Source organism: Arthrobacter sp. S2(2024) (assembly GCF_036662515.1).
Classification (GTDB): Bacteria; Actinomycetota; Actinomycetes; order Actinomycetales; family Micrococcaceae; genus Arthrobacter.
Window position 1 is genome coordinate 88,041 of sequence record NZ_JAYKZI010000003.1, and the last position, 13,003, is coordinate 101,043.

14 protein-coding genes are annotated in these 13,003 nt (G+C 65.2%); 5 read left to right on the top strand and 9 right to left on the bottom strand.

What is annotated here, in order from left to right:
• The first annotated feature begins 92 nt into the window (after positions 1-92).
• A complete protein-coding gene (locus VLA65_RS06945; protein ID WP_332602101.1) occupies positions 93-2,270 on the top strand; it encodes an elongation factor G-like protein EF-G2 in 2,178 nt (725 codons plus the stop codon).
• A 21-nt stretch (positions 2,271-2,291) separates the two neighbouring features.
• On the opposite strand, the gene VLA65_RS06950 is transcribed toward VLA65_RS06945, so the two are convergent.
• The 8 genes from VLA65_RS06950 to kynA form a co-directional block, all read right to left on the bottom strand.
• The gene (locus tag VLA65_RS06950) at positions 2,292-2,969 is read right to left on the bottom strand and encodes an alpha/beta hydrolase family protein (RefSeq protein ID WP_332602335.1); all 678 of its coding nucleotides are present in this window, start codon (positions 2,967-2,969) and stop codon (positions 2,292-2,294) included.
• Positions 2,970-2,971: 2 nt separating this feature from the next.
• Positions 2,972-3,592 carry an L-threonylcarbamoyladenylate synthase gene (locus tag VLA65_RS06955; RefSeq protein ID WP_059389303.1) on the bottom strand — a complete coding sequence of 207 codons (621 nt, stop codon included), beginning with the start codon at positions 3,590-3,592 and terminating at the stop codon, positions 2,972-2,974.
• Positions 3,593-3,619: 27 nt separating this feature from the next.
• Entirely contained in the window at positions 3,620-4,420 is an 801-nt protein-coding gene (locus tag VLA65_RS06960; protein WP_306959564.1) for an ABC transporter permease, read from the bottom strand.
• 76 nt (positions 4,421-4,496) lie between these two features.
• Complete coding sequence (locus tag VLA65_RS06965) at positions 4,497-5,483, bottom strand: ABC transporter ATP-binding protein (RefSeq protein ID WP_332602102.1); 987 nt, start codon at positions 5,481-5,483, stop codon at positions 4,497-4,499.
• The gene (locus tag VLA65_RS06970; protein WP_332602103.1) at positions 5,480-6,565 is read right to left on the bottom strand and encodes a LolA family protein; all 1,086 of its coding nucleotides are present in this window, start codon (positions 6,563-6,565) and stop codon (positions 5,480-5,482) included. The genes VLA65_RS06965 and VLA65_RS06970 overlap by 4 nt, the downstream gene beginning before the upstream one ends.
• 86 nt (positions 6,566-6,651) lie before the next feature.
• Complete coding sequence (locus VLA65_RS06975) at positions 6,652-7,506, bottom strand: PaaX family transcriptional regulator (RefSeq protein WP_332602104.1); 855 nt, start codon at positions 7,504-7,506, stop codon at positions 6,652-6,654.
• Positions 7,503-8,741, bottom strand: a complete 1,239-nt coding sequence (gene kynU, locus VLA65_RS06980) for a kynureninase (RefSeq protein ID WP_332602105.1) — start codon at positions 8,739-8,741, stop codon at positions 7,503-7,505. The genes VLA65_RS06975 and kynU overlap by 4 nt, the downstream gene beginning before the upstream one ends.
• A gap of 43 nt (positions 8,742-8,784) precedes the next feature.
• Positions 8,785-9,669: a tryptophan 2,3-dioxygenase gene (gene kynA / locus VLA65_RS06985; protein WP_332602106.1), complete on the bottom strand. Its 885-nt coding sequence runs from the start codon at positions 9,667-9,669 to the stop codon at positions 8,785-8,787.
• Positions 9,670-9,788: 119 nt separating this feature from the next.
• On the opposite strand from kynA, the gene VLA65_RS06990 reads away from it, so the two are divergent.
• The 4 genes from VLA65_RS06990 to VLA65_RS07005 all read left to right on the top strand — a co-directional run bounded on the left by VLA65_RS06990 (position 9,789) and on the right by VLA65_RS07005 (position 12,521).
• The gene (locus tag VLA65_RS06990; RefSeq protein WP_059389298.1) at positions 9,789-10,286 is read left to right on the top strand and encodes an HAD domain-containing protein; all 498 of its coding nucleotides are present in this window, start codon (positions 9,789-9,791) and stop codon (positions 10,284-10,286) included.
• Positions 10,287-10,455: 169 nt separating this feature from the next.
• Positions 10,456-11,670 (top strand): inorganic phosphate transporter, encoded by a 1,215-nt coding sequence (locus VLA65_RS06995; RefSeq protein ID WP_059389297.1) that lies wholly within the window; start codon positions 10,456-10,458, stop codon positions 11,668-11,670.
• Positions 11,667-11,888, top strand: a complete 222-nt coding sequence (locus VLA65_RS07000; RefSeq protein ID WP_059389296.1) for a hypothetical protein — start codon at positions 11,667-11,669, stop codon at positions 11,886-11,888. Before VLA65_RS06995 ends, VLA65_RS07000 begins: the two co-directional genes overlap by 4 nt.
• Positions 11,889-11,924: 36 nt before the next feature.
• Entirely contained in the window at positions 11,925-12,521 is a 597-nt protein-coding gene (locus VLA65_RS07005; protein ID WP_284988242.1) for a dihydrofolate reductase family protein, read from the top strand.
• Here the strand turns inward: VLA65_RS07005 and VLA65_RS07010 are convergent.
• A complete protein-coding gene (locus VLA65_RS07010) occupies positions 12,474-12,941 on the bottom strand; it encodes a hotdog fold thioesterase (protein WP_284988241.1) in 468 nt (155 codons plus the stop codon). The genes VLA65_RS07005 and VLA65_RS07010 overlap by 48 nt on opposite strands.
• Positions 12,942-13,003: the final 62 nt, after the last annotated feature.

A 13,003-nucleotide genomic window follows, 5' to 3' on the forward strand; every position in this document is an offset into this window, starting at 1 on the left:
TGGGTCGATTGCTCTTGCCGTGCGCCAGTCCAGGGTGTGGAATCGGTTAGCAAAGGACGCGGGGGATTCGGCTTCTACTCCAGGAGGTGCTCATGTCGGTGAAAGGCCCAGGCAGTGCGACGAAGGGGTCGAACCGGACCAACCCCGATCTTCGACGGGCGGACCCGTCCTCGGCGCCAGCCGATCGGCCCGAAAACATCCGCAACGTCGTCCTGATTGGCCGCTCGGGCGCGGGAAAGACGATGCTGCTCGAATCACTCCTTTACGCTGCCGGGGTGGTGAACCGCATGGGTTCGATCGTGGATGGCACCACCGTGAGCGACTCGGAAGCGACGGCCATCCACCAGCAGCGATCCATCGGGCTGTCCGCGGCGCCCTTGGTCTTCGACGACATCAAAGTGAACCTTCTCGACACCCCGGGCTACGCCGATTTCATGGGAGAGCTGCGCGCGGGGCTGCGTGCCGCGGATGCGGCTCTGTTCGTAGTGTCGGCCGTTGACGGCGTCGACGCCGGAACCACCGCCCTGTGGGGTGAATGCGAGCGCGTTGGCATGCCCAGGGCCGTGGTCATCAGCCGGCTTGACCATCCCCGGGCGAACTACGATGCCGTCCTGGCCGAATGCCGGTCCGCCTTCGGCGATTCTGTCCTTCCCCTTCATTTGCCGGTCCGCAACGCGGACGCTGTTTCCGGAGTGCTCGGGCTGCTTTCGGGCTCGGTGTCGGAGTACACCCCCGGGGAACCACGGCCCGCGGTCCGGGCGGCGACAGCGGCGGAACTGACCGGCGCGGAAGGTGTCCGGGGGGAACTCATCGAGGGCATCATTTCCGAGAGCGAGGACGAGACCTTGATGGACCGGTACCTCGGCGGCGAGGACGTCCCCATCGATACCCTCGTGGAAGATCTGGAGACCGCGATCGTCCGGGGGACGTTCTTTCCGGTCCTGGCCAGCTCTTCCGTGACCGGAGTCGGCACGGCCGAACTCTTGGAAGTGCTGACCCGCGCCTTTCCGCCTCCGACCGAGCGAAGCCTCCCGACGGTGACTGACCTGGGCGGGACACCCTTGGAACCCCTGGCATGCGATCCGGACGGTCCGCTCCTTGGCGAAGTGGTGCGGACTACTGTTGACCCGTTCCTGGGACGGGTGTGCCTTGTCCGGGTCTTCTCAGGGACGCTGCGAGAGGACTCTGCCGTGCATGTGGGTGGACACGGCCTGGCTGAGCGCGGGCACCCCGACCACGACAGCGACGAGCGGATCACCCACCTGTACTCCCCGTTGGGCTCAAGCCTGCGGCCGGTGCAGTTCGCCGTGGCCGGAGACATTTGCGCGCTGGCGAAGGTGGCGAGCGCCGAAACGGGAGACACGGTCTCCGCGCGCGAGGCTCCACTGCTCGTGGAAACCTGGGACATGCCCGAGCCGCTGATGCCTGTGGCGATCGAAGCAGCCTCGCACGGCGATGAAGACGCGCTGTCCAAGAGCCTGGCCAAGGTCGCGGCGGGAGATCCGACCCTGAGGGTGGAGCGCAACTCCGAGACGCACCAGCTGGTCCTGTGGTGCATGGGCGAGGCCCACTCGGAGGCAGTCCTGGACCGTTTGCGCGAGCAGGGGGTGAAGCTGCAGACCGTGGATGTCATTACCCCGCTCCGGGAGACCTTTGCCGCCCAGTCCGCGGGCCACGGACGCTATGTCAAACAATCCGGCGGCCACGGACAGTACGCGATCTGCGATATCGAAGTGGAACCCCTTGAACGCGGGGGAGGCTTCGAATTCGTGGACAGGATTGTTGGCGGGGTCATCCCCGGCACGTATGTTGTGTCGGTCGAGAAAGGCGTCCGGGCCCAGATGAGCAAGGGGGTGCGGGCAGGTTTCCCGGTGGTCGACATCAGGGTGATCCTGGTGGGCGGCAGGACCCACAGCGTCGATTCATCGGACGCGGCTTTCCAGGCCGCTGGCGCTTTGGCCTTGCGGGAAGCCGCCGCGGCGGGCAGCATTCAACTGCTCGAACCGATTTCGGCCGTGACGGTCCTTGTGGCCGACGAGCACGTGGGCGGGGTCATGAGCGATCTGTCCTCCCGCCGCGGGCGCGTCACCGGGACGACATCCGTGGGCGGAGAGCGCACGGAGATCAGCGCCGAAGTGCCGGAGCAGGAACTGCTGCGGTACGCGATCGTGCTGCGGGGACTGACGGCGGGCAGCGGTCGATTCCGCCGGGAGTACTTGCGGCACGAGCCGTTGCCGCCCGGCATAGCCGTCGCCTCGGCGAAAGCCTGAGGCTCGGAGTCTCCTTCCAGGTCAGCGGTTCTTGCGAAGGAACGCTGAAACGGGAGGTGCCAATGAGGCCCCCACCTCCGCAGCGCTCTTCTTGACTCCCGCGTTGACTCCCGCGCGGCCAAAGGAATGGTCGCCGCCCTCCCACCACCCGATGGTGGCGGCGGGGCCGATCCGGGCCACCACGTTTTCGAGCAGCTCGGGCGTCGCGAAAGTGTCCCGCGTGCCCTGCAGGAAGAGCATCGGCAGCGTGAGCCCGTAAAGGTGCTCGTCACGGAGCTTCTCGGGTTTTCCGGGCGGGTGCAGCGGGTAGCCGAGATAGATGAGTCCCTCGGCGGGCATGCCTTCGGCCACTGCCATCGACGCCATGCGTCCACCGAAGGACTTGCCGGCCGCCCACAGCGGTTCTCCCTCCGAACGGGACGCGGCTTCCGCCATGACGGCCCGCCAGGCCGCGATAGCCGCGGGAGGCCGGTCGGGGAACTTCTTGCCGGCTTCCCGGTAGGGGAAGTTGAAGCGCAAGGTCGCGACGCCGTCGTCGTTCAAAGCGTGCGCGAGGCCGCCCAGGAACGGATGCTCCATGCCCGCCCCGGCTCCGTGGGCGAGAACGAGGGTCGCGACCGGGTTGTCCGGCCGGCCGTAGATACCGGAGACCGGTGTGCCGTCGACGTCGATCGTGACACTGGATTCGGCGGTACGCATGCTCACTCGAATCGGGAGGGATCGCCGGTGCCGCGCCTGACCACTTCCGCGGTGCCGCTCGAGAAGTCCACCACCGTGGTGGGCTCTGCGCCGGTGTCGCCGGAGTCGATCACGGCTTCCACCAGATTGTCCAGGCGTTCCTTGATCTCCCAGCCTTGGGTCAACGGCTCCTCCTCGTCGGGGAGCAGCAAGGTGCTGGAAAGTAGCGGTTCGCCCAGTTCGGCCAGGAGGGCCTGGACAAAATTATGGTCCGGAATCCGCACGCCTACCGTTTTCTTCTTGGGGTGCAGGAGGCGGCGGGGGACTTCCTTGGTGGCAGGCAAGATGAACGTGTAGCTACCCGGCGTCACGGCCTTGATGCTTCGGAACACATCGTTGTCGATCATGACGAACTGACCGAGCTGCGCGAAGTCCTTGCAGACCAAGGTGAAATGGTGCTTGCTGTCCAGCTGCCGGATCGAGCGGATCCGGTCGAGGGCTTCCCTGTTGCCGATTTGTGCGCCGAGCGCGTAGCAGGAATCGGTGGGATAGGCGATGAGCCCGCCGGACTGGAGGATATTCACCACCTGGGCAATTGCGCGTGGTTGGGGGTCCTGCGGGTGGACATCGAAGAATCTTGCCATGCCACGAGCTTACGGGCAGGCCGTACTTCAGGACAGGACATCCTTGCTGGTGAACTTGCCATAAGCCAACGCGCCGGCCGCCACGACGTAGGCCGCCTGCAGCAGGGCATTGTCGCCGAAGCTCGTCCACGAGATGGGTTGGCGCAAGAGGTCGGCGAAACCCAACCAGTAGTGGCTGAACAGCCACGGGTGCAGCCACTCCAATTGCGGCAGGTTGTCGGCCACTTGTGACACCACGGACAGGACGATCGTTGCGGCCATGGCCCCGACCGGCACGTCCGTGAAGGTGGATATTGCCAGCCCGATGGCGGAGAGCCCCAACAGTGACACAGCAATGTACGCGGCTATCAGCAGGGAACGCACCACTGATTCGCCGACGCCGATCGTGTCGCCGGAGAGCAGGGTAACGGGACCTACCGGGAAGAGCGCGACGCCGGCCAGGGCACCGGCGGCGGCCACCGTAAGGGTCGCTGCCAGGCAGAAAGCCGCGGCGGACGCGTACTTGATCAACAAGAGGCGGACGCGTCCCGCCGGGGCGACGAGCAAGTACCTGAGCGTGCCAAGGTTCGCTTCTCCGGCAATCGTGTCGCCTGCCACCACTCCGATCGTGAGGGGAAGGAACAAGGGCACGGAGACGATCATTGCCGTGACGCCGACGAAAAGCCCGTTCTGGGTGATGCGATCAAGGAACGGCGGACCGCGCCCTGGCGCCACGGGATGCGAGCTCAGCTTGACCGCCGCGGCGATGAGGATGGGGATCGCCGCGAGCGCGAGGAGCATGGCCCATGTCCGCAGCCGCCTGAACAGCACCGAGAGCTCGGAGGCCATGAGTGACAACGAGCTTGATAGCCGGGTGTTTGTTACCAGGGCGCCCTGCGCGGCAGCCGTGACGTCGGTTCCGCGTTCAGCCGGCAATGTCGAAACCCTCTCCGGTCAGGGAGACGAAGCGCTCCTCCAAGCTGGCGTCCTCCACGCCGAAGCCCCGCACCCGGACGCCGTCGGACACGAGGGCAGCCACGATCGCCTCGGGAGCCACCCCGTACCCCGGCGGCCCGGTGCTGACGAGGCTCTGGCCATCGGCACCGTGCGATCCGGGCAGCGGCACTGACAGTTCCGATTGCAGGCCCAGCCTGGAGAGGACACGGACAGCGGCCTCAATATCGGGCGTGTGGAGCCGGATCGTGGCCGTTCCCGCGGCGCGCAGTTCGTGCAGGGTTCCTTGCGCCACGAGTTTGCCTACGCTCATGACACCCACATGGGTGCACATCTGTTCCACTTCCGCGAGGAGGTGGCTGGAGACGAACACGGTGGTGCCCCCGGCGGCGAGGGAGCGGACCAGGCCGCGCACCTCCCGGGTCCCTTGCGGATCCAGGCCGTTGGTGGGTTCATCGAGGACAAGCAGTTCCCTCGGCCGCAGCAGGGCATGTGCAATTCCCAGCCGCTGCTTCATCCCGAGCGAATAGGCGCGCACCTTTTTGCCCGCGGCATGGGACAACCCCACCCTCTCGAGCGCTTCATCCACCCGTGCGGCCCTGGTCCGCGGGGATGCGTGAAGATCGGCGCTGTCCAATCGCCGAAGGTTCGCCGCCCCGGATAGGAAAGGGTAGAAGGCCGGGCCTTCCACGAGCGAGCCCACATTGGGCAGGACCGTTGCCAGTTGGCGCGGCATATCGCCACCCAGAACCCGGATGCGGCCGTTCGTGGCGGCCGCCAATCCAAGCAGCAACCGGATGGTGGTGGTCTTGCCCGAGCCATTTGGACCGAGGAAGCCAAAGACTGAACCGCGCGGAACCGCCAAGTCGACGCCCTCGACGGCGGCCCGGTGACCAAAGCGCTTGCTGAGGCCTTGCGTCTCTATCGCCAGTTCAGCCGGCGGGGATGCCTCCGTCATTTCGTGGCGGCTGCGGCCTGCAACCGCTCAAGTGGCACCATTCCCGCGAAGACGCGGCCGTCGTCGAGCATCAAGACAGTTACCAGGCTGGTGGTCACTGCACGGCCGCCCGCTACCGGCTGGGTGAGCTGGGCCACCATCGGAGCCGAGCGGACATCGGCGGGCACGGTCCCCGAGGGCATGGCGATCACTGCGTCCCAGCCGGTTCCCGTGACTGTTGGCCGGCCCCCGGTTGCCTTTACCTGCGGTGCTTGCCCGGTCTTACCGGGGAGGGTACGCGGTTGCGGGGTTGCCTTCTCTTCCACGGCGGCACCGCGGGGCGGAGTGAAACTGAACAGGGCGGCGTCGGGCGCCGACAAGCTCACGTCAGTGAACGCGAGCGAAAAGGCCGCCGCGGCCTGGCCCCGTGCCCGCACCTCGACGCCGAGCGGCAGGCCGGAGGCGGAGTCGACGGCGATTGTCACGGAATCGACCAGCGTGCCGGTACTCCGCGGCCTGATCACCAGTTGGTAGGCCGTGCGGCCGGCCACCGCGGTTCCGTCGCCCACGGTCACGTCTGTTGTAGGCCCGACGGCGGCGAGGAAGTGCTGCGCGACGACATCAGGCGTGATCGCTCCGGGAGTAGGCGTCGCGCGCGGGGCCGCAGCGCGGGCCGGTTCGGCGGGCATCGTCATGTGCGCCGCACTGTTGTCGGCCGAGTTGTAGAGCCAGAGATCGTTGCCGTTGCGGACGAGGTCGCGCTCGGCGAGCATGTCCATCACCTGGAACCTGGCCTTGGCGGGGCCGTCCAGGTAGACCCGGACCGTGTGGGATCCGCTCAACAGTTCCATGACCGAAGCGGGGCCTTGGGTTGCCGTTGGCCCGACGGAGGGGAGCTGGGGGAGTCCCAGATCGGAACTCTGTTGAAGGGTTCCGGACAAAGCATGGACGTCGGCCCGGCCGATCATCGCGATGACTTCCTCTGCCGTTTTAGGAGGCAGGCTCGTCGCAGCTCCCGCCTGGTAGGAACCAGCGAGGGCCGCCGCAGCAAGGGCTACCGGAACCAGCGCGGCCGGCAACCAACGCAACCAAGGACGGGTCATGACAACCTCGCGAACCATCCACCATCGGCGAAGTTCATGCTTCCAGCGTACGCCTGCTGCCCGGAGTGATCACCCGTTCTTGGCCCCTAAGCTTCCAGCGTCCTCCGCACGAAGTCCGCGCTGGGCCGTGAATAGGCGGCCCCCAAGCGCTCGAACAAGGCGATTCCCGCCATGCCCGGCCAATCCTCGGGAAGGAATTCCGCCGGCAGCCCCGGATCAAGGTACGGAATGATCCGCCAGCGGTCGATGCAACGGACGTAACGGGCGAAGGTTTCGGCCGAGGCCGGGCCGCCGTCGGAACCGCTGTCTTGGCCGCCGTCGTCCGCCGCGGAACCATGATGCCGGATGAAGTCGCGATGCAGTTCTGCCACGGTGTCCAGGTCCCACCATGCGGATGCGGCCTCGCGGAGGCTGCCGCCCACCAAGGGGGTGTCCGTCACGAACACCGTGGCCATTCCGCGCAACCCCAGGTCCTCGAGGATCTCCTCCACTTCCACCCTGAGCGAATCCGGGCAGATCCACAGCCCTGCTGCCACCGTGCCGCAGCCGATCCAGTGCAATCTCCGCCGCAATTGGTGCCGCTTTTCCCGCTCCGTTTCCGGAATGGAAAAGGACACGAGGCACCAGCGGTCCGCGGGGGACATCAGGCGGGGGTTGAAGATCCGGCGGTCTCCGCGGGCAAGCATCGTGGCGGCGCCCTCGGTGACGGCGAAGCCGGGAACACCTTCACGGAGCTGAGGAAGGACGATTTCCTTCTTTTTCAACCGTGACAAGGCCGTTCGGGACACGGCAGCGGTCACGCCAAGGGCCTCCATGAGGACGATGATGTGCCTTGAGGACATCCATCCGCCGGCATCGCGCAGGTATAAGCCGATGACGGTCCGCAGCAACGACGTGGTACTCCCGGGCCGGGAGTCCATGTCGTCGAGGACGGCACTCACAGGAGTTCGGTCAGGGCGTCCCGGATGGCGGTCACTCCCAGCTCAACCTCCGCGTAGCTGGTGCTGAGCGGCGAGAGCCCGATCCGCAATCCGTGCGGCGGACGGAAATCCGGAATGACACCCCGCTCCCAAAGCGTCCGGGTCACCTCGCCGAACAAGGGATGGTCCACCGTGATGTGCGAGCCACGCTCTGCGGTGTTGCGCGGGCTGACAATCTCGACGCCGAGGGGGGCCAGCATGTCCTCAGCCAAGGCGACTGCGTACTCCGTCAGCTTGATGGACTTCTCCCGCACCGCATCCATGCCCACTGATGCGATCAGCTCAACCATGTCCTTGAGCGGCTGCATGGCCAGCACCGGGGGAGTTCCGGTGATGAAGCTGCGGATCCCACGGGCCGGGGTGTAGCTTTCCGTCATGCCGAAGGGGTTGTCGGCGCCCATCCAGCCCCAGATCGGCTGTTGCAGTCGGTCCTGCTGCGACGCGTTGACGTACGCGAACGCGGGGGAGCCCGGGCCGCCATTGAGGTATTTGTAGGTGCAACCAACAGCAAGGTCCACACCCCAGGCGTCCAGTTCGAGGGGCACCGAGCCTACCGAGTGGCACAAGTCCCAGAGCATGAGCGCTCCGGCTTCCTTGACCATCGCGGTGATCGCCGCGGCATCCGCCAGGAAACCCGAACGGTATGCCACGTGGCTGAGTACGACGACGGCGGTCCGCTCGCTGAGCAGTCCCTCGAGGTCCGCGGTCCGGACGCCGCTGGCCGGGTTGGAAGCGACCCACTTGATGGTGGCGCCCTTCTCCGCGGCGATGCCCTCGATGATGAAACGGTCCGTGGGGAAGTTGTCCCGGTCCACCACAATCTCATCGCGGCCCGCTTGGGCGTCGACCGCTGCCCGGATGAGCTTGTAGAGCATCACGGACGTGGAGTCTCCCACGGTCACCTGGCCGGCGGCCGCGCCCAGGGTCACGACGCCGATGCGGTCGCCCACTGCGGTGGGCTCATCCATCCACTGTTCGTCCCAGCCGCGGATAAGGCGGCTGCCCCAGGCGTCCTCGACGAAGGACGCGAGCTTCGCCGATGTCGCCTTGAGCGGCCTGCCGAGCGAGTTCCCGTCAAGGTAGGCCGTGAGCTGGCCGTCCGACGGGGCGTAAAAGGCCTCACGCTGCCCGGCGAGGGGATCCGCGGCGTCGAGCTCTGCCGACGTCGGCCGTTGCATTTGCTGCACGCTGTTCATGTCTCTCCTGAAGAAAGCGATGGGGTTGCTTGGAATTTGCTGTTCAGTTGCCGATTTCGGTACGGACGGCGTAGAGCTCCGGGAAGAAAGTCAGGTCAAGGGCCCGCTTGAGGAAGTCGACGCCGGAGGAGCCTCCCGTGCCCACCTTGAATCCGATGGTCCGCTGCACGGTACGCAGGTGGCGGAAGCGCCACGCGTGGAAGTTGTCCTCGATGTCCACAAGGTCTTCGCACGCTTCGTAGAATCCCCAGGGTGTGGCTTCCGATTCGTAGATCTCCTGGAAGACCGGTACCAGATCCTTCTGGAACGTCCACGGTTCGCTCGTGTCACGTTCAAGGATTTCGGCCGGAACGGCATAACCGGCCCGCGCCAGCACTGCGAGGAAGGCGTCGTAAAGGGTCGGCTCCTCCAAGAGGGTACTGAGCTGGCTGTGCGCCGCCGGATCGCTCTCGAAGACCCGGAGCATGCCGCGGTTCTTGTTGCCCAGGAGGAACTCGACGCCGCGGTACTGGTGGGACTGGAAGCCTGACGAACTGCCCAGGAAGCGCCGGAATTCGGAATACTCGCGGGGAGTGAGCGTGCCCAGGACAGACCACTGCTCGGTCATGGTCCGCTGGATCGCCTTGACGCGTGCGATGCATTTGAGGGCTTTGGCAAGGTTGTCCACATCAAGGAGCCGGCGGGCTTCAAGAAGCTCATGCAGGATCAGCTTGAGCCATAGTTCGCTGGTCTGGTGCTGGATGATGAACAGCAATTCGTCATGGTGTTCCGGGGTGCTCAACGGGTGCTGGGCCGTGAGGAGGCGGTCAAGGTTCAGATACCCGCCATAGGACATGGCCTGGCTGAAGTCGGTGCGGACCGAATCCTCGATGGGCCTGATTCCTCGGGCCCTGATGGTCTCTTCGGAGTGGCCGGTGCGGTTTTCCATGCATTGAGATTATCACTTATGTGACGAACGTCAAGATAATGAATTTCCGGACGGTCCCGGTGGCGTTCCAAAGCGCTTGCCTTACGCTGGCCTTGTTGGCACGTCCGGGAGGGGGCTGCATGACCACCGTGTCGCTGTATCTGGATGTCGACGGCGTGGTGAACCCCTTCGGTCCCCTGGGCTTCACCGATTGGGGTACGGAATGGAAAATCGCCGACGCCGGAATCCTGGACGTCGTCTACGCCTCCGAACTGGTTGACGAACTCAATGACCTGGCCGCCCACCCCGCGGCGAGGTTTGTATGGTTGACCACGTGGCAGCGGCTCGCGCCCGAGTTCCTATGCCCCGCCATCGGTCTCCACGGCGAGCATTGGCCCGTCTTGACCAGCGATGGTTGGGACCAGACTGCCGATTGGTGGAAGCTGGACGTCTTGCAGAAGGACGTCCAGGAGTCCGGAGCCGAACGGATCGTGTGGATGGACGATCAGCTGAACCATGAAGCCGCTGCCCGGTCCTGGGCCGAGTTCCTCGGCAACCGTGTGCTGTGGATCTCACCGGATCCGCGGCGGGGCCTGTCACGCAGCGATATCGCGGCTGTTCGGCAATTCCTTGGATGATTCGATGTTTGGCCATGCCGGCAATGGCACGTAAGATTCTTAAGGTTTCACGCCCGCCATAGTTAATTCCGCCAGTACAGTCAGATGAACGCGTGCTGAACTGTTTTTTGTTGGGCAGGCCCCGGGGAAGTGGAACTGCGCATCATCGACTCTGCAGATTGGGCACCAGGTGGGAATCACCTTCATGGTCGCGCTTGTCATAGCGCTGGCCTTATTTTTTGACTTCACCAACGGCTTCCACGACACTGCGAACGCCATGGCGACTCCGATCGCCACGGGTGCCATCAAACCCAAGACGGCTGTTGCCTTGGCCGCGGTGCTCAACCTCGTGGGCGCGTTCCTCTCGACCGAAGTGGCAAAGACCATTTCGGGCGGCCTGATCCGCGAGGGCACGGACGGTATCCACATCACGCCGGAGATCATCTTCGCCGGGCTGATGGGGGCCGTCCTGTGGAACATGTTCACGTGGCTCAAGGGGCTGCCGTCCAGTTCTTCGCACGCGCTTTTTGGCGGCCTCATCGGCGCTGCGATCGTCGGCATCGGATTCCACGCCGTCAACTTCGACACCGTGCTCCAGAAGGTGATCCTTCCGGCCGTCTTCTCGCCACTGCTCGCCGGTGCCGTGGCCTATCTGTGCACCAAGCTGGCCTACCTCCTGACGTCCCGGCATGACCCCGAAACCGGCGACAAGCTGACCCAGAAGCGCGGCGGATTCCGTACCGGCCAGATCTTCACTTCGAGCCTCGTCGCCTTGGCCCACGGTACCAACGACGCGCAAAAGACCATGGGCATCATCACCCTCGTCCTGATCGCCGCCGGAACCCAGCCGGCCGGCAGCGGCCCGCAGCTCTGGGTCATCGGGGCCTGCGCACTCGCCATCGCCATCGGAACCTATGCGGGTGGCTGGCGCATCATCCGGACCATGGGCTCGGGGCTGACCGACGTCAAGCCAGCCCAGGGCTTCTCCGCGGAAGCCAGCACGGCATCAGCCATCCTCGCTTCCTCCCACCTCGGCTTCGCGCTCTCCACCACGCAGGTGGCCTCCGGTTCGGTCATCGGCTCGGGACTCGGGCGCAAAGGCACCACGGTGCGCTGGGGAACGGTGGGGCGCATCGCCACCGGCTGGCTCTTCACCCTCCCTGCGGCTGCCATCGTGGGCGCTTTGACGGCGTTCCTCATCGGCACCGGTACCGTCGGCGTGGTCATCGCCGCAGTCGTGGGCACCGCCGTCGTCGTCTACATGTTCATTTACTCGAGGAAATCGCACGTGGGCCACCACAACGCCGTCGAAGTCGAGGAAGCCGGCACCGCAGTCCGCTTCCGCAAGAAGAAGGCTAGAAAACAGAACCTGAGCAAAAGCGCGAGTAAGGACATCCAGGCATGAAGTGGTTTGATCTGGTGGAGGTAGCCGGCGCGACCCTTGTGGCGGCCGTTCTCCTCGTCGTGCTGTATTCGCTCGGTGTCCGCCTCACCGCCATCGCGGGCGACGCCCGGCAGAAATCGCCGGGCATGGTCCGGTCGCTCGCCTACGCTTGTTTTGCGGCCTGCGGCATCGCCGTGCTTTTCGGGATCTACCTGATCGTTCCGTACTTCTCGAAGTAGCTGTGAACGCTGCTGCCTGATGGGTAGGGTGGGGCCATGGCGGATTTCCAGTACTACGTGGCATCCTCGCTTGACGGGTTCATCGCCACGAAAGAAGACGATCTTGGCTGGCTGCTCCAGTTCGAAGAGGCCGAGGGCGTCACCGAAAGCTATGAAGACTTCATGGCGGGCATCGGCTGCATTGTCATGGGCGGCCAAACGTACCGCTGGCTCATGGAACACGAACCGGGCAAGTGGCCCTACCAAGGTGTTCCATGCTGGATCTTCACCCACCGCGAATACGCCGCGCCGCCCGGCGCGGACGTCACATTCGTCCGTGGCGAGGTTGAGGAATTCGCGCCGGACCTGATTGCCGACGCCGGCGACAAGAACGTGTGGCTGGTTGGCGGCGGAAACCTCGTGGCCCAGTTCGCCAAGGCCGGCCTGCTGGACGAGATGATTGTCACCCTGATCCCGGTCGCTTTGGGTTCCGGCAAGCGCTTGTTGCCTGTTGAAAGCCCGACGGCGCCGCTTGAGTTGGTCTCCTCCCGCACCCTGGGTAGCGCGGCAGTAGAGGTGCGCTACAGGTTCCCCGCGCGTGCCGGTTCAGCGGGCCCTGTTCTCCCGGATCATGTTGGTGATCCGGGCAGTTGAGAGTCGCCGGCCGTGATCGTCGGTCATGACAATTTCATGGGTGGCGAGCGTGCCGCCCAAGTGGATGGCCGTGCAAGTGCCGGTGACCAGGCCGCTCGCAATGGAGCGATGGTGGGTTGCGCCCACCTCGATTCCCACCACGTGGCGCCCGGCTCCGGCATGCAGGGCTGCCGCGAAGGAGCCCAGGGTTTCGGCGAGGACCACGTGGGCTCCGCCGTGGAGGATGCCGGCAACCTGGGTATTGCCTTCGACCGGCATGGTGGCAACGGTCCGTTCAGGGCTCAGTTCCAGGAACTTGATGCCCATCTTCGCTACGAGGGAACCCACGCCATAGCGGGAAAGCCAACCGTGCAACTCTTGCGGAACGCCGGCCGCATTGAGTTCGTCGGTGAACGGGCCCGGCGTGAAATTGTCCATCATGGCAACTAGGCTGGCACCTGTGAGCGAAACAACCAAACCGGACTCAGTTCCAACGGCAACGT